Source organism: Streptomyces sp. NPDC051567 (assembly GCF_044454165.1).
GTDB lineage: Bacteria > Actinomycetota > Actinomycetes > Streptomycetales > Streptomycetaceae > Streptomyces.
This window is the reverse complement of sequence record NZ_JBITDK010000024.1, coordinates 1-16,691: the sequence shown is the minus strand read 5'-3', so window position 1 is coordinate 16,691 and position 16,691 is coordinate 1. Positions and strand designations below refer to the sequence as shown.

The 16,691-nt window shown below is 70.6% G+C and carries 13 protein-coding genes; 12 read left to right on the top strand and 1 reads right to left on the bottom strand.

The window, feature by feature from the left end:
• Window positions 1-62 precede the first annotated feature (62 nt).
• The 5 genes from ACIA5F_RS23355 to ACIA5F_RS23335 all read left to right on the top strand — a co-directional run bounded on the left by ACIA5F_RS23355 (window position 63) and on the right by ACIA5F_RS23335 (window position 5,550).
• Complete coding sequence (locus ACIA5F_RS23355) at window positions 63-1,259, top strand: AAA family ATPase (protein ID WP_399355976.1); 1,197 nt, start codon at window positions 63-65, stop codon at window positions 1,257-1,259.
• Window positions 1,256-1,918, top strand: coding sequence for a DUF4276 family protein (locus ACIA5F_RS23350; RefSeq protein WP_399355974.1), 663 nt, complete (start codon window positions 1,256-1,258; stop codon window positions 1,916-1,918). The genes ACIA5F_RS23355 and ACIA5F_RS23350 overlap by 4 nt, the downstream gene beginning before the upstream one ends.
• Window positions 1,919-2,089: 171 nt before the next feature.
• On the top strand, window positions 2,090-3,298 hold the full coding sequence (locus ACIA5F_RS23345; protein WP_399355972.1) for a S1C family serine protease: 1,209 nt from the start codon (window positions 2,090-2,092) through the stop codon (window positions 3,296-3,298).
• 72 nt (window positions 3,299-3,370) lie between these two features.
• A complete protein-coding gene (locus tag ACIA5F_RS23340; protein ID WP_399355970.1) occupies window positions 3,371-4,117 on the top strand; it encodes a response regulator transcription factor in 747 nt (248 codons plus the stop codon).
• Window positions 4,114-5,550 (top strand): sensor histidine kinase, encoded by a 1,437-nt coding sequence (locus ACIA5F_RS23335; protein WP_399355968.1) that lies wholly within the window; start codon window positions 4,114-4,116, stop codon window positions 5,548-5,550. Before ACIA5F_RS23340 ends, ACIA5F_RS23335 begins: the two co-directional genes overlap by 4 nt.
• Before the next feature lie 136 nt (window positions 5,551-5,686).
• Here ACIA5F_RS23335 and ACIA5F_RS23330 read toward each other — a convergent pair whose 3' ends face one another.
• Window positions 5,687-7,507 (bottom strand): bifunctional metallophosphatase/5'-nucleotidase, encoded by a 1,821-nt coding sequence (locus ACIA5F_RS23330; protein ID WP_399355966.1) that lies wholly within the window; start codon window positions 7,505-7,507, stop codon window positions 5,687-5,689.
• A gap of 118 nt (window positions 7,508-7,625) precedes the next feature.
• Here ACIA5F_RS23330 and mshD point away from each other — a divergent pair, with 118 nt between their 5' ends.
• The 7 genes from mshD to pstB all read left to right on the top strand — a co-directional run bounded on the left by mshD (window position 7,626) and on the right by pstB (window position 16,579).
• On the top strand, window positions 7,626-8,555 hold the full coding sequence (gene mshD / locus ACIA5F_RS23325) for a mycothiol synthase (RefSeq protein ID WP_399355964.1): 930 nt from the start codon (window positions 7,626-7,628) through the stop codon (window positions 8,553-8,555).
• Window positions 8,556-8,772: 217 nt separating this feature from the next.
• Window positions 8,773-11,022 (top strand): RNA degradosome polyphosphate kinase, encoded by a 2,250-nt coding sequence (locus tag ACIA5F_RS23320; RefSeq protein WP_399355962.1) that lies wholly within the window; start codon window positions 8,773-8,775, stop codon window positions 11,020-11,022.
• Complete coding sequence (locus tag ACIA5F_RS23315) at window positions 11,003-12,052, top strand: CHAD domain-containing protein (protein WP_399355960.1); 1,050 nt, start codon at window positions 11,003-11,005, stop codon at window positions 12,050-12,052. The genes ACIA5F_RS23320 and ACIA5F_RS23315 overlap by 20 nt, the downstream gene beginning before the upstream one ends.
• A 340-nt stretch (window positions 12,053-12,392) precedes the next feature.
• Complete coding sequence (pstS, locus tag ACIA5F_RS23310; RefSeq protein ID WP_399355958.1) at window positions 12,393-13,526, top strand: phosphate ABC transporter substrate-binding protein PstS; 1,134 nt, start codon at window positions 12,393-12,395, stop codon at window positions 13,524-13,526.
• A 145-nt stretch (window positions 13,527-13,671) separates the two neighbouring features.
• Window positions 13,672-14,664: a phosphate ABC transporter permease subunit PstC gene (pstC, locus tag ACIA5F_RS23305; RefSeq protein WP_399355956.1), complete on the top strand. Its 993-nt coding sequence runs from the start codon at window positions 13,672-13,674 to the stop codon at window positions 14,662-14,664.
• Window positions 14,664-15,746, top strand: coding sequence for a phosphate ABC transporter permease PstA (gene pstA / locus ACIA5F_RS23300; protein WP_399355954.1), 1,083 nt, complete (start codon window positions 14,664-14,666; stop codon window positions 15,744-15,746). The genes pstC and pstA overlap by 1 nt, the downstream gene beginning before the upstream one ends.
• A gap of 56 nt (window positions 15,747-15,802) precedes the next feature.
• Window positions 15,803-16,579, top strand: coding sequence for a phosphate ABC transporter ATP-binding protein PstB (gene pstB, locus ACIA5F_RS23295; protein WP_399355952.1), 777 nt, complete (start codon window positions 15,803-15,805; stop codon window positions 16,577-16,579).
• The last annotated feature ends 112 nt before the right edge of the window (window positions 16,580-16,691 follow it).

Sequence of the window (16,691 nt, the reverse complement as noted above, 5' to 3'; positions counted from 1 at the left end):
AGGACATCCACAAGTTCTAGTATGGCGGACAACTCTAATAGAAGATTGCCGAGGTGCATTCGATGCGGCCCCCCGTAATCGAGGCCATTAAGATCGAAAACTATCGCGCACTGCAAGATGTAGAAATCAAAAAACTTAAGCCTTTCACCGTGCTGATCGGCCCCAATGGCAGTGGCAAGTCAACGCTTTTCGATGTTTTCGCGTTCATGGAAACCGCATTCAGCCTCGGGGTCAGAAGCGCTTGGGATCAGCGCGGCGGCCTGCGACAACTCCACTCCCGCGGCAAAGACGGCCCCATCGCCATCCAAATCTCATACCGCGAACAGCCGAAAGCGAATCTCCTAACCTACCGGATCGAAATCAATGAGGAGCGGGGACGTCCGGTAGTCAGCAGAGAGTGGCTGCGCTGGACAGCAGGCGCCGCCCAGGGCAGGCCACGACATATTCTGGATTTTCAGAACGGGTCGGGTTACGTGGTTGATGAATCCACAGGAAAGAAATCCCAGGAGTCCCTCGACGGGCCCGACAGGCTGGCAGTGAACGCGCTCGGCCAGTTTAAATCCCATCCACGAGTCGCCGCATTGCGTCGATTCATCTCAGGGTGGTATCTTTCCTATCTTTCAGTGGCGGAGGAGAGGAAATCACCCACTGCAGGACCGCAGGAGCGCCTGTCTCAGTCGGGTGACAACATCAGCAACGTTCTTCAATACCTGAAGGAGAACTATCCGGAGAGGCTGACTTCAGTCATGGCGGCCTTGAGGGAGGCCGTGCCGACACTGGAACACGTCGATTACGAAACATCACCTGACGGCAGACTGGTGCTGTTCATCAAAGACTCGCCATTCACAGAGTCGGTACTGGCGAGCAACGCATCCGACGGAACCCTCAAGCTACTCTCCTACCTCACCCTCCTGCACGACCCCGACCCTGCACCGTTCATCGGGATCGAAGAACCAGAGAACCATCTGTACAATTCAGTTCTTCCCGGCCTCGCCCAGCAATGCCGCCTGTCGAGTGGGCATTCACAGGTCCTCGTCACGACACATTCACACGAATTTGTAAATTCCTGCAAGTCGGACGAAGTGATCGCCCTCTACAGGGGCGCAGATGGGTACTCTCGCGTCATTCGCCCCAACTCTCTCCCCCTCGTTTCCGACATGCTGGAACACGGGGCTCTGCTCGGAAGCCTGTGGCAAGAAAATTACTTCGATGAATTGCCTGAACCGAAGACGCCGGTCATTGAAGTCAGCAGGCCATGATGTCCAAACAAGGCAAGCCGCAGAAGGGCGATAAGCAGCCCGCTACTGTCTCCCTAGAAATTCTGGTCGAGGAAGAGTCTGCAGCTGAGGCACTGCGACCTGTCGTGGCCAAAATTCTGGACGGGAAAAGGGTTCGGATCGGATTTCGAAAGTTTCGCGGAAAACCCGACCTGATCAAGAATCTACCAGATCGCCTCAAAGGCTACGCTACAGCGCGCCGCCGAGGGGAAGACGTTCGCATCGTAGTCCTGGTCGATCGGGATAATGATGACCATGCCGACTTGAAAGACCAACTCGACAAGATCGCCATCACAGCGGGGCTAATCCCTCACACAGAACAACAGCCAGGGGTTTTCAATGTGCTGAGCGGCATCGCCGTCAGAGAACTGGAAAGTTGGTATTTCGGGGACTGGCCAGCAGTTCGAGCAGGCTTCCCTAAAGCTCCAGCAGAGCCGCCCCGCTCCCACAAAGGGAATCCTGATCAAACCTCAGGAAAATGTTCTGACGCGTTTGAAAAAATGTTGCTCTCGTCCGGGGTGAGGATAGCTTCCAAGCCTGAGTGGGGTAGGAGAATCGGACCTCATCTCGCACTGGATGGAAATAGGTCGCCCAGCTTCTCGGCATTCATTTCTGGCGTACAGGCCATTACTGCGGAATGACCGGTGCCCGCTCCGTTCCTGAGCGCCGAGCGGGACGGCGGGCCCCTGTACCGGTCCGGCTGCCGGGCACCATCCCGCTCGCGGGTTCCTTATATCGGGCATACGCGGTTCTGTCGGGCTTCTCAGCCGGGGCTCAGGAAGTCTTCATGATCCGCGGTCAGAGTCTGAGACATGACCGAGAGCTTCCGCCGCGAAGGCGAGTACCCGCAGGAGAACACCGGCGGTGCCCCCAGGGCCCAGAGCGCGCCGTTCGGCGAGGACTGGCAGCGGGGACGCGACCGGCTGGCCCACGACGCCGGAGGCTGGGCGGCGGCCGGTGACGGCACGGGCGCGGGGGGAGGGCCGGGCGCCGGGGCGGGTTGTCCGCCGCCGCCCGCGTACCCGCCCGGCGAGCCCGCCGCGGCCGGCGCCGGGGGTCCCGTACCCGCCCGCGCCAAGCGGCCCGTGGCCCTGCTGGCCGCCGTCGCCATCGTCGCGGCCGTGATCGGCGGAGGCACCGCCGCCGCCATCGAGCAGCTCGCCGGGAAGGGCTCCGCCGGAGGGACCGGCGTCAGCGGCACCAACGTCTCGCAGTCCGGCAACGGCACCGTCTCCGGGGTCGCCGCGCAGGTCAGCCCGTCCGTGGTGCGCATCGACACCAGCACCGGCGCGGGCCAGGGCACCGGTTCCGGCGTCATCATCACCTCCGACGGCGAGATCGTCACCAACAACCACGTCGTCGACGGCGCCTCCCGCGTCCAGGTGACGACGAGCGACGGCAAGAAGTACGCGGCGACGGTCGTCGGCACCGACCCCGCCAAGGACCTCGCCCTGATCAAGCTCCAAGGCGCGAGCGGCCTGAAGGCGGCGAAGCTCGGCAACTCCGACGCGCTCAAGGTCGGCGACGAGGTCGTCGCCATCGGCTCCCCCGACCGGCTCACGGGCACCGTCACCAGCGGCATCGTCTCCGCCCTGGACCGCGAGGTGAACGTGCCGATGTCCGAGCAGCAGCCCCAGCCCCAGCAGCGGGGCGGCGGCGGGGGCGGCTGGCCGTTCTCGTACCAGGGGCAGCAGTTCAACGGGAACACGGGCGCGCAGACCACCTCGTACAAGGCCATCCAGACGGACGCCTCGCTCAACCCCGGCAACTCCGGCGGCGCCCTCGTCAACATGAACGGCGAGATCGTGGGCATGCCCTCGGCGATCTACTCCCCCGCGAGCGGCAACTCCGCGGCGGGCAGCGTCGGCCTCGGCTTCGCCATCCCCGTCAACACGGTCAAGGCCGACCTGGACGCGCTGCGCGGCGGCGGTCCGGGCGGCGCGGGCGGCTCCGACAGCGGCGGCAACGACGGCAGCGGGTCCGCCAACGGCTTCGGCACCTCCTACCGGTCCCTCGGATAGGCCCCTCTCCCGGCTTCGCGTGCGAGGCTGGGAGGCGCCGCCGAGCACCCACCACGACCCCTGGGGACCGAGATGAATCCCGCCGAAGGCGACCCGCAGCGCATCCTCGTCGTCGACGACGAACCGGCCGTCCGTGAGGCCCTGCGCCGCAGCCTCGCCTTCGAGGGGTACGGCACGCAGACCGCGGTCGACGGGCTCGACGCCCTCGACAAGGCGGCCTCCTACGCCCCCGACCTGATCGTCCTGGACATCCAGATGCCCCGGATGGACGGGCTGACGGCGGCCCGCAGGCTGCGCGCGGCCGGCAGCGTCACCCCGATCCTGATGCTCACCGCCCGCGACACCGTCGGCGACCGCGTCACCGGCCTCGACGCGGGCGCCGACGACTACCTCGTCAAACCCTTCGAGCTGGACGAGCTCTTCGCCCGCGTCCGCGCCCTGCTGCGCCGCAGCGGGTACGCCGCCCCGGCGGCCGGCGGCGCCGAGCCGGAGGACACGCTGGGCTTCGGCGACCTGCGGATGGACCTCGCGACGAGGGAGGTGAGCCGGGCCGGGCGCCCGGTGGAGCTGACCCGTACCGAGTTCACGCTGCTGGAGATGTTCCTCGCGCACCCGCGCCAGGTCCTGACCCGCGAGCAGATCCTGAAGACGGTCTGGGGCTTCGACTTCGAGCCGAGCTCCAACTCCCTCGACGTCTACGTCATGTACCTGCGCCGCAAGACGGAGGCGGGCGGCGAGCCTCGGCTCGTCCACACCGTGCGCGGGGTGGGCTACGTGCTGCGCGCGGCCGGGGCGGGCGAGAGCGGCGGTCCGGAATGACCCTGACGGGCCCGGTCGCCAGGTTCCGCGCCCTGCCGCTGCGCTCGCGCCTGGCCCTGCTGGTGACGGTGGCGGTGACGCTCGCCGTGGCGGCGGTGGCGGCCGTCTCCTGGGTGATGGTGCGCACCCAGCTCGAACAGCAGCTGGACAGCGCGCTGCGCTCCACCAACGCCAGCGCGCAGGCCAACCAGACCCTGACCCGGCTCGGCTGCCAGGAGCAGGTGCCCGGCGCGTTCGTGAACAACCTGAGCGCCCAGGTCCAGATCGTCCTGCCCACGGGCGGGCGCTGCTGGGTGGACGGCAAGAACACCCTCCCGGTGACCGGGTACGACCTGGAAGTGGCCCGGGGCAAACACGGCGCCGTCATGTACGACGGCCGGACCACCGACGGCACCCCCGTACGGATCTACACCCAGCCGGTCGAGGCGGGCACCGGGATCGTCGCGATCTCGGTCGCCAAGCCGCTCGCCGACATCGACAAGCCGCTCTCCACCCTGGCCTGGGTGCTGGTCCTCGTCTCGGCCATAGGGGTGGTCTGCGCGGGCGCGGCCGGACTGTGGGTGGCCCGGACCGGGCTGCGGCCGGTGGACGAACTGACCGGCGCGGTCGAGCACATCGCCCGTACCGAAGACCTCACCGTGCGCATCCCCGACCACGGGGACGACGAGATCGCCCGGCTGTCGCGGTCGTTCAACTCCATGACGGCCGCGCTCGCCTCCTCCCGGGACCGGCAGGCCCAGCTGATCGCGGACGCGGGGCACGAGCTGCGGACCCCGCTGACCTCGATGCGCACCAACATCGAGCTGCTGGCGCACAGCGAGTCCACCGGCCGGGCCATCCCGCCCGAGGACCGCAGGGAGCTGCTGGCCTCGGTGAAGGCGCAGATGGCCGAACTGGCCTCACTCATCGGCGACCTCCAGGAACTCTCCCGGCCGGACGCGGCCCCGCCCGGCCCGCTCGGGGTGGTCCCGCTGCACGAGATCGCCGGGACGGCGCTCTCCCGGGCCCGGCTGCGCGGCCCGGAGCTGACGTTCAGCGCGGAGCTGGAGCCCTGGTACGTGCGGGGCGAGGCCGCCGCGCTGGAGCGGGCGGTGATCAACATCCTGGACAACGCGGTGAAGTTCAGCCCGCCGGGCGGCGCGGTCGAGGTGGCGCTGCGGGCGGGCGAGCTGACCGTGCGCGACCACGGGCCCGGGGTCCCGGCCGAGGACCTCCCGTACGTCTTCGAGCGGTTCTGGCGGTCCTCGTCGGCGCGGGCGCTGCCGGGCAGCGGGCTGGGGCTGTCGATCGTGGCCCGTACGGTGCGGCGCGCGGGCGGGAGCGCCGAGCTGCGGGCGGCGCGGGACGGCGGGCCGGGCGCGGAGGCGGTGCTCCGCATCCCGGGGGCGCCGACCCCGCCGCCCGCCGGACCGTCGGTCGCGGCGGACCGGTGAGGCGACCGGGCCGGAGCGGGTGCCGGCGGAGACGGCCGGTAAAAGGATAGAAACGGACGGAAACGGATGGAAGGGGCGCCGGTCCAGGGATGTTCCCCGGGACCGGCGCCCCTTCCGGGTCACCGCACGCGTGCGGTCACTTGACGAGGGTGATCCGGTCCGTCGCCGGCGGGGCGATCGGGGCGGTCTCCGAGGAGTTCTGTTCCAGGTAGGCGTTGAAGCAGTCCAGGTCGGACGCGCCCACCAGCTTGTTCTTGTGCTCCTTCAGGACGGTGAAGCCGTCACCGCCGCCCGCGAGGAACTCGTTCATCGCGACCCGGTAGCTCTTCGCCGGGTCGATCGGGGCGCCGTTCAGCCGCACCGAGTCCACGAGGACGCGGTCCGCGCCCGTCCGGGTCATGTCCAGGGTGTAGGTGAACCCCTTCGAGACCTGGAGGATCTTCGGGCTCGCCCCGTTCGTCGCACCGCTGACCTGCTGCTGGAGCGTGGTGATCAGCTGCGCGCCCGTCAGGTCCACCACGTTCATCATGTTGTTGAACGGCTGGACGGTGAAGGACTCGCCGTACGTCACGACCCCGTCGCCCTCGGCCCCCGACGCCTTGTGGGCCAGGTCCGAGCGGATGCCGCCGGGGTTCATCAGGGCCAGCTGCGCGCCGCCCTTGTCCGCCGGGGCGAGCGCCGCGAGCTGCGCGTCGGCGATCAGGTTGCCGAGCGGCTTCTCGATCGCCGTCGAACCGCGGCCCGGGATGTCCGCCGAGATGAAGCCCTGCGGACGGTTGGCGACCGGGGCCGCCAGCACGTTCCAGCGCTGGATCAGCTCGGTCATGTCCGCGGCCTTGGGCTGCTCGCGGCCGACGACGTGGTTGACCGGCTTGGGCGAGCTGACCGGGGTGCGGACGATGTCCTTGGTCGTGCGGTCGTAGGTCAGCTTGGTGTCCGTGTACAGCCGGCCGACCGAGGCCGCCGAGGTGACCGTGCGCGGGTTGCCCGCCGGGTCGGGGATGCTGCACGCGTACGCCTGGTGGGTGTGGCCGGTGACCAGCGCGTCGACCTTCGCGTCCACGTTCTTCGCTATGTCCACGATCGCGCCCGATATGCCGGCGCCGGCGCCCGGGGTGTCGCAGTCGTAGTTGTACGCGCCGCTCGCGGGCATCCCGCCCTCGTGGATCAGCGCGACGATCGACTTGACGCCCTGCTTGTTCAGCTCGGCGGCGTACTTGTTGATCGTCTCGACCTCGTCGCCGAACTTCAGGCCCTTGATGCCCTCGCCGTTGACGACGTCCGGAGTGCCCTCCAGGGTGACGCCGATGAAGCCGATCTTCACGTCCCCCTTCTTCCAGACGTAGGTGGGCGACATCATCGGACGCTTGGTCTTCTCGTCCGTCACGTTGGCCGCGAGGTACGGGAAGGCGGCGCCCGTGAAGGTCTTGCCGTACTCGAAGCAGCCCTCGACCGGGTGGCAGCCGCCGTACGCCATGCGGCGCAGCTCGGTGCGGCCCTCGTCGAACTCGTGGTTGCCGACGCTGGAGACGTTCAGGCCGAGCTTGTTCAGCGCCTCGATGGACGGTTCGTCGTGGAAGAGACCGGACAGCATCGGACTGCCGCCGATCATGTCCCCGGCCGCGGCCGTGACGGAGTACTCGTGGCCCTTGCGGGCCTCTCGCAGGCTGGTCGCGAGGTACTCGACCCCGCCCGCGGGTATGGCTTTGGTGGTGCCGTCTGCCTGGCGTTCGCTCACGGTGCCGGAGGAACCCTGCGGGGGCTCCAGCGTGCCGTGGAAATCGTTGATCGACAGCATCTGCACGTCGACGGTGCGGCTCTTGGCGGCACCGCCGCCACCACTCGCGGCCCCGGCCGGCAGTGCGGCGGCGACCATCGCCCCTGCCCCGGCCGTGACGGCGAGGGCGGAGAGGGTCAACCGGCTGAACCGGCGGTGCCGTTGTGGCGTCGCTGACATTTAGTCCCCTTTGCGGACAGCGAAACGAACTCGAGAAGTGCCCCGAGCCTATGGTCAACGCGCGTAGCACGACAGGGGCTGCTGGGTTACGGGGAGGTTGCGGTCGTACCGTGGTGCCATGACTGACGCAGCAGCGGCCCTGGAGCCGGGACGGCAGATCGAGATCCTCGACGAACTGACGGAGGAACAGGCGCGGGAGGTACGGGAGCTGATCGAGGACGCGGCGCGCACGGACGGCACCACCGCCGTCTCCGAACAGGGGCGGCTCCAGTTGCACGGCGGCGCGCGCGAGGGCATCCGGCACCTCCTGCTCACCGACGGCGGCCGGCTCTCCGGGTACGGGCAGCTGGAGGACACCGACCCGGTGGAGGCCCCGGCCGCCGAATTCGTCGTCCACCCCTCACTGCGCGGACGCGGCCACGGGCGGGCGCTCGGCTCGGCCCTGCTGGCCGCCTCCGGCCGGCGCCTGCGGGTCTGGGCCCACGGCGGCAAGGCGGCCGCCCGCCACCTGGCCCAGGTCCTGGGCCTGGCCCTCTTCCGCGAGCTGCGCCAGCTGCGCCGCCCGCTCGGCCCCGAGGCCCCCCCGCTCCCCGCGGCGGCCCTCCCGGCCGGGGTCACCGTACGGACCTTCGTGCCCGGCGCCGACGACGCGGCCTGGCTCGCGGCGAACGCCGCCGCCTTCGCCCACCACCCCGAGCAGGGCTCGCTCACCCAGCGGGACCTGAACGACCGGATCGCGCAGCCGTGGTTCGACGCGAAGGGCTTCTTCCTCGCCGAGCGGGACGGGGAGCTGGTCGGCTTCCACTGGACCAAGGTCCACGAGGAGCAGCGGCTCGGGGAGGTCTACGTGGTCGGCGTCCTCCCCGGCGCCCAGGGCGGCGGCCTCGGCAAGGCGCTGACCGCGATCGGCCTGCACCACCTGGCCGAGCGGGGCCTGCCCACCGCCATGCTCTACGTGGACGCCGACAACCCGGCGGCCCTCGCCGTCTACCAGGGCCTCGGCTTCACCACGCACGAGGTCGACCTGATGTACCGCACCGAGAGCTGACCCGGACGCCCCCGCCCCGGCCGCGGACACGGCCGGGCCGGGGCCGGGCGGGCTCCGGAGCCGGGCGGCATCCGGAGCCTGGCGGCCACACGCCATTCACCGGGCATTCAGCCACGCTTGCGACCCTCCCCGCATGCCGACCCGACTCCGGCCGCCCCCCGGCCCGCCCGACGCGCCCGGCGCGCCCGACCTCCCGCGTGCGCGGAAGAATGGAGTCATGAGCCACCAGCCCGGCACGGGTCCCACCGAGATCACCGCCCAGCAGCCGTCCCACCCGTCCGGCGCCCTCTCCACGGGCCCCGTCCGGCTGGGCTCCATCGCCGCGCACCGGCCGCACGTCGATCTCGACCCCGACCTCGACGCCGACCCGGACACCTACGACGGCAAGGACGGCGACGAGCTGCCCGCCGGGCGCTTCCTCGACCGGGAGCGCAGCTGGCTCGCCTTCAACGAGCGGGTGCTGGAGCTCGCCGAGGACCCGAACACCCCGCTGCTGGAGCGCGCCAACTTCCTGGCGATCTTCGCGAGCAACCTGGACGAGTTCTTCATGGTCCGCGTCGCCGGTCTCAAACGCCGGATCGCGACGGGCGTCGCCACCCGTTCGGCCTCAGGCCTGCAACCCCGTGAGGTGCTCGACCACATCTGGACCCGCTCGCGCGAGCTCATGGCCCGGCACGCCGCCTGCTACCAGCAGGACATCTCCCCGGCCCTCGCCGAGGAGGGCGTCCACCTCATCCGCTGGCCCGACCTCACCGAGAAGGAGCAGGCCCGCCTCTTCACCCTGTTCCGCAACCAGATCTTCCCGGTGCTCACCCCGCTGGCCGTGGACCCCGCGCACCCCTTCCCGTACATCTCCGGCCTCTCCCTGAACCTGGCCGTCGTCGTGCGCAACCCCGCCAGCGGCCACCGCCACTTCGCCCGGGTCAAGGTCCCGCCGCTGCTCTCCCGCTTCCTGGAGGCGTCCCCGCAGCGGTACGTCCCGCTGGAGGACGTCATAGCCGCGCACCTGGAGGAGCTCTTCCCCGGGATGGAGGTGCTCGCGCACCACATGTTCCGGGTGACCCGCAACGAGGACCTGGAGGTGGAGGAGGACGACGCCGAGAACCTGCTCCAGGCCCTGGAGAAGGAGCTGATGCGGCGCCGCTTCGGCCCGCCCGTCCGCCTGGAGGTCGAGGAGGCCATCGACCCCGGCGTCCTGGACCTCCTCGTGCAGGAGCTGAACGTCTCCGACGCCGAGGTGTACCCGCTGCCCGGCCCGCTGGACCTGACCGCGCTCTTCGGGATCTCCTCCCTGGACCGGCCCGAGCTGAAGTACCCGAAGTTCATCGCCGGCACCCACCGGGACCTCTCCGAGGTCGAGTCCGCGTCCGCGCCCGACATCTTCGCCGCCCTGCGCGAGCGGGACGTCCTGTTGCACCACCCGTACGACTCCTTCTCCACCTCGGTGCAGGCCTTCCTGGAACAGGCCGCCGCCGACCCGGACGTCCTCGCGATCAAGCAGACGCTCTACCGGACCTCCGGCGACTCCCCGATCGTCGACGCCCTGATAGACGCCGCCGAGTCCGGCAAGCAGGTCCTCGTCCTGGTCGAGATCAAGGCCCGCTTCGACGAACAGGCCAACATCAAGTGGGCGCGCAAGCTGGAGGAGTCCGGCTGCCACGTCGTCTACGGGCTCGTCGGCCTCAAGACCCACTGCAAGCTGTCGCTCGTCGTCCGCCAGGAGGGCGACACCCTGCGCCGCTACTCGCACGTCGGCACCGGCAACTACCACCCCAAGACCGCCCGGCTCTACGAGGACCTCGGCCTGCTCACCGCCGACCCGCAGGTCGGCGCGGACCTCTCCGACCTCTTCAACCGGCTCTCCGGCTACTCGCGGCGCGAGACCTACCGGCGGCTGATGGTCGCCCCGCGCTCGCTGCGCGACGGCCTGATCGCCCGCATCGACAAGGAGGCCGCCCACCACCGGGCGGGCCGCCCCGCGTACGTGCGCCTGAAGATGAACTCGATCGTCGACGAGGCCCTCATCGACGCCCTCTACCGGGCAGCGCAGGCGGGCGTCCCCGTAGACATCTGGGTCCGCGGGATCTGCGCGGTGCGCCCCGGTGTCCCCGGGCTCTCGGAGAACGTCCGGGTCCGCTCGGTCCTCGGCCGCTTCCTCGAACACTCCCGGGTCTTCGCCTTCGGCAACGGCGGCGAGCCCGAGGTGTGGATCGGCAGCGCCGACATGATGCACCGCAACCTCGACCGGCGGATCGAGGCACTGGTCAGGGTCGCCGACCCGGCCCACCGCACGGCACTGGACCGGCTGCTGGAAACCGGGATGTCCGACGCCACCGCCTCCTGGCACCTGGGCCCGGACGGCGAGTGGACCCGGCACAGCACGGACCAGGAAGGCCAGCCGCTGCGGCACGTACAGGAGATGCTCATCGACGCGCGGAGGCGCCGGCGTGGCTCAGCCAAATCATGACCCGGTCGCGGGGGACGTGCTCGGCGCGTACCTGCGCTCCCAGGCCACCGCTTTCCTGCGCGGACTGCGCCTGCACGCGACGAGCGGGCCCGACCTGGCCCGCAGCGGCCACGCGGCGCGCCGCCTGCGGGGGGCGGCGCGCCGGATCAGCGGCTCCCTGACCACGTTCCGGGGGGTGACCGAGTCCGGCTGGTCGGACGGGCTCCGCACCGAGCTGGTGTGGCTCTCCTCGACCCTGGCCGACGAGCACGCGTACGCCGACCGGCTGGCCCGGCTGCTGGACGCGCTGCACCGGCTGTCGCACCCCCCGGAACTGCCCGTACCCCGGAACACGGCGGGCCCGGCGGGGACCGGGGGCCCGGCGGGGACGGGCTCGACGGGGACGGGCTCGACGGGGGCTGCGGGGGCTGCGGGGGCGCTCACGGTGGGCTGCGCGCGGGCGGGCGCGCTGCTGGAGCGCCGGCTCACGCCGGCCCGGACGCGCGCCCACTCGGCCACCCTCCAGGCGCTCGGCTCCGCCCGCTTCCACGCGGTGGCGGACGCGGTGGCGGTACTGGCCTCGGAGGTCCCGCTGGAGCCGGTGGCGGCCCGGGGCCGGGCGCGGGAGGTGCTGGTGCCGATGGCGGCGGCGGCCCAGGAGAGGCTGGCGGCGGCGGTGGCGGCGCTGCCCGACCCCGGCGGCGCCCACCGGTACCACGCGGACCACGACGGCTCCTGGCACGAGGTACGCCGGCTCCTGCGGCTCCACCGGTACGCGCGGGAGGCGCTGGGCGAGGCCGGGGCCCGGCTGGCGGAGGCGGGCGAGGCCCTGGACCGCCACCGGGACGCGGCCGGGGCGGCGGCGGCCTCGGCGGCGGCGGCCCGGACCCCGCGCATCGCCCCGGCGACGGCGTACGCCCTCGGGGTGCTCCACGCCGACCAGCGCCACGAGGTCGAGGCGGCCCGGTCGGCCTTCCACCGGATCTGGTCCCCGCCCCCGGAGCGGAATCCGGCCACGGCCCCGGCCCCGGCGGCCTCGGTCACCCCCTGACGGCCGCGCGAGGACCACGGCGCACGACCCCGGCGGAACCGCAGTAGGACCGCGGCGGAACCCCCGTGGAGCTCCCGCGGCAGTTCCGTGGGACAACGGCGGGACAACGCGGGGTGACATCCGTGCGCGCGGCGGCCCGGCCGCACCGGTCCGCCCGCCACGGTTCACCGCCCGTTCACCCGGGCCGTTCGGCCACTTCACCTGATCTGACTAATTTCGGCTGTGCACGGTGCGCGTCGCCCGCAGGGCGGGCGACGGTCCGCGCTGACCGACGCAGCCCTCTTCGCACGCCGCCCCGGACCGGAAAACGGCCGGCGGCTTCTGGAAGGAACACCCGAAAGTGAAGCTTCAGCGCAAGAACCGGCTCCGTGCCTCCGCCCTGGGGGCACTCGTCGTGTCCGGCGCCCTGGTCCTCACGGCGTGCGGCTCGGACGACAACACCAAGACGGGCGGCGGCGCGGTCAAGCCCGCCACCGCCGCGGGGGACATCGCGTGCGAGGGCGCCAAGGGCAAGCTCCTCGCCTCGGGCTCGTCCGCGCAGAAGAACGCGATCGACCTGTGGGTCAAGAACTACATGGCCGCCTGCTCCGGCGTCGAGGTCAACTACAAGTCCGTCTCCTCCGGTGAGGGCATCGTCGCCTTCAACCAGGGCACCGTCGGCTTCGCCGGTACGGACTCCCCGCTCAAGCCCGCCGAGGTCGAGGAGTCGAGGAAGATCTGCTCCGGCGGCCAGGGCGTCAACCTGCCGATGGTCGGCGGCCCGATCGCGCTCGGCTTCAACGTCTCCGGCGTGGACAAGCTGACCCTGGACGCCCCCACCGTCGCCAACATCTTCAACGACAAGATCAAGAAGTGGGACGACGAGGCGATCAAGCGGCTGAACCCGGGCGTCTCGCTCCCCTCCACCCCCATCCAGGCGTTCCACCGCTCCGAGGACTCCGGCACCACCGAGAACCTCAGCAAGTACCTCAAGGCCGCCGGTGGTGACGCCTGGCCGTACGAGGCGTCCAAGAAGTGGCCCGCGCAGGGCGGACTGGGCGCCTCCAACTCCTCCGGCCTCGCCACCCAGGTCAAGCAGGTCGACGGCTCGATCGGCTACTTCGAGCTCTCCTACGCCAGCGCCCAGAACATCAGGACCGTCGACCTGAACACGGGCGCCGCCACCCCGGTCAAGGCCACCGGCGAGAACGCCTCCAAGGCCATCGCCGCCGCCAAGATCTCCGGCACCGGCTCCGACCTGGCGCTGAAGCTCGACTACGCCACCAAGGCCGAGGGCGCCTACCCGCTGGTCCTGGTGACGTACGAGGTCGTCTGCGACAAGGGCAACAAGCCCGAGACCCTCCCCACCGTGAAGTCCTTCCTGAACTACACCGCCTCGGACGCGGGCCAGAAGATCCTCCTGGACAACGGCTACGCGCCGATCCCGGCCGAGATCAACGCCAAGGTCCGCGAGGTCGTCGCCGCGCTGTCCTGACCACTGACCCCGCGCCGCCGGCCGGTCCCTCCCCCACGGAGACGGGGGGAGCCGGACCGGCCGGCACCCGGGGCCCTCCCCCTCCACCCGGGGGAATCCGGTGCACCGCCGCCAGGGGCTCGCCCCCACACAGACCGGAAAGACCATGGCTTCCACCACCACCGTCCAGACAGACCCGGCGCCGCCGCCGGTCCTCAGGAGCGAGAGGTCCACCGGCCGGGCCGGTGACAAGATCTTCGCCGGACTCTCCCAGGGCTCCGGCATCCTGCTCCTGGTGATCATGGCCTCGATCGCCGCCTTCCTCACCTACCGCGCGGCCATCGCCCTGTCGCGCAACGAGGGCAACTTCCTCACCACCTTCGACTGGAACGCCTCGGGCACACCGCCCGTCTTCGGCATAGCCGTCCTGCTCTTCGGCACCGTCGTCAGCTCGGTCATCGCGATGCTGATCGCGGTCCCGGTCGCCGTCGGCATCGCCCTCTTCATCTCGCACTACGCGCCGCGCAAGCTGGCCGCGCCCCTCGCCTACGTGGTCGACCTGCTGGCCGCCGTCCCCTCGATCGTCTACGGCATCTGGGGCGCCCTCGTCCTGGTCCCCTACCTCGGCGGGCTGAACCTCTGGCTCGACGAGTACTTCGGCTGGACCTACCTCTTCGAGAAGACCCAGATCGGCGTCGCCCGCTCGCTCTTCACCGTCGGCATCCTCCTCGCGATCATGATCCTGCCGATCGTGACCAGCGTCAGCCGCGAGGTCTTCCTCCAGGTCCCGCGCATGAACGAGGAGGCCGCCCTGGCCCTCGGCGCGACCCGCTGGGAGGTCATCCGGCTGTCGGTCCTGCCCTTCGGCCGCTCCGGCGTCATCTCCGCCTCGATGCTGGGCCTCGGCCGCGCGCTCGGCGAGACCATGGCCGTGGCGACCGTCCTCTCCCCGAGCTTCCTCATCTCCGGCCACCTCCTGAACCCGGGCGGCGGCACGTTCGCGCAGAACATCGCCGCGAAGTTCGACGAGGCCAACCAGTTCGGCCGGGACGCGCTGATCGCCTCCGGCCTCGTCCTCTTCCTCCTCACCCTGCTGGTCAACGGCGCCGCACGCATGATCATCGCGCGCCGCAAGGAGTACTCGGGGGCGAACGCCTGATGAGCCGCACGATCCAGGAACGGCGGCCCGCGAAGGCCGTCAGGTCCACCGCCCCCGCCGGCCTCACCCGCGGCGGCCTGCCCCGCTGGTCCCCGGCCGCCGTCGCGGTCCTCTCGGCCGCCCTCGGCTGCGGCGCCGGCGCCCTCTTCGACCTGCGCAGCAAGGTCCAGTGGGGCCTGCTCGCCGCGCTGCTCTTCGTCGCGATCACCTACACGGCCAGCGCGGTCGTCGAGAACCGCCGCCAGGCCAAGGACCGCGTCGCGACCTCCGTCGTGTGGGTCTGCTTCGTCCTCGCCGTCGTCCCGCTGCTCTCGCTGATCTGGACCACGGCCGGCCGCGGCGCGAAGGCCCTGAACGGGGACTTCCTCAGCCACTCCATGAACGGCGTGACCGGCTTCGAGCCCGGCGGCGGCGTCTACCACGCCCTCCTCGGCACCCTGGAACAGGTCGGCCTGGCCACCCTGATCGCCGCGCCGATCGGCCTGCTGACCGCCGTCTACCTGGTCGAGTACGGCCGGGGCGCGCTCGCCAAGGCCGTCACCTTCTTCGTCGACGTCATGACCGGCATCCCCTCCATCGTCGCGGGCCTGTTCATCCTGACGACCTGGAACCTGATGCTCGGCTTCGGCCCCTCCGGCTTCGCCGGGGCGATGGCCCTGTCGATCCTGATGATGCCGGTCGTGGTCCGCTCCACCGAGGAGATGCTCAAGCTCGTCCCGAACGAGCTGCGCGAGGCCGCCCTCGCCCTCGGCGTGCCGAAGTGGCGCATGATCCTCAAGGTCGTGCTCCCCACCGCCATCGGCGGGATCTCCACCGGCCTGATGCTGGCCGTGGCCCGCATCGCCGGTGAGACCGCGCCGATCATGCTGCTGGTCTTCGGCTCCCAGCTGATCAACGCCAACCCCTTCGAAGGCGCCCAGTCCTCGCTGCCCTTCTACATCTGGGAGCAGTACAAGGTCGGCAGCGACGCCTCCTACGACCGGGCGTGGGCCGCGGCGCTCGTCCTGATCGCCTTCGTCATGATCCTGAACCTGGTGGCCCGCTCCATCGCCCGCTGGAAGGCACCCAAGACCGGTCGCTGAACGCACCGATCTGCGGCTCTGCCGCGCGTGACCACATGAAAGTGAAGTGACCCCTCATGGCCAAGCGAATCGACGTCAGCGGCCTCTCCGCCTTCTACGGCGCACACAAGGCCATCGACGACATATCCATGACCGTGGAACCCCGCTCCGTGACCGCCTTCATCGGCCCCTCCGGCTGCGGCAAGTCCACCTTCCTGCGCACCCTCAACCGCATGCACGAGGTCACCCCCGGCGGCCGGGTCGAGGGCAAGGTGCTGCTGGACGACGAGAACCTGTACGGCCCCGGCGTGGACCCGGTCGCGGTCCGCCGCACGGTCGGCATGGTCTTCCAGCGCCCCAACCCCTTCCCCACCATGTCGATCTTCGACAACGTGGCGGCGGGCCTGCGCCTGAACGGCGGCTTCCGCAAGTCCGAGCTGGCGGAGGTCGTGGAGAAGTCCCTGCGCGGCGCCAACCTCTGGAACGAGGTCAAGGACCGCCTGGACAAGCCGGGCTCCGGCCTCTCCGGCGGCCAGCAGCAGCGGCTGTGCATCGCCCGCGCCATCGCGGTCGAACCGCAGGTCCTGCTGATGGACGAGCCCTGCTCGGCCCTGGACCCGATCTCCACCCTCGCGATCGAGGACCTGATCGGGGAGCTGAAGGAGCTGTTCACGATCGTCATCGTGACGCACAACATGCAGCAGGCGGCCCGGGTCTCGGACCGCACCGCCTTCTTCAACCTCTCCGCGGTCGGGCAGCCCGGCAAGCTGGTCGAGCTCGACGACACGGACCGGATCTTCTCCAACCCGTCCGTCCAGGCGACCGAGGACTACATCTCGGGCCGCTTCGGATAGTCCTGCGGCGGGGGGGGGGGGGGGGGGGGGGGGGCCGGCGCCCCCCCCCCCCCGGCCCGCGGGGGGGGGGGGGGGGGGGGGGGGGGGGGGGGGGGGGGGCGCGGGCCGCGCG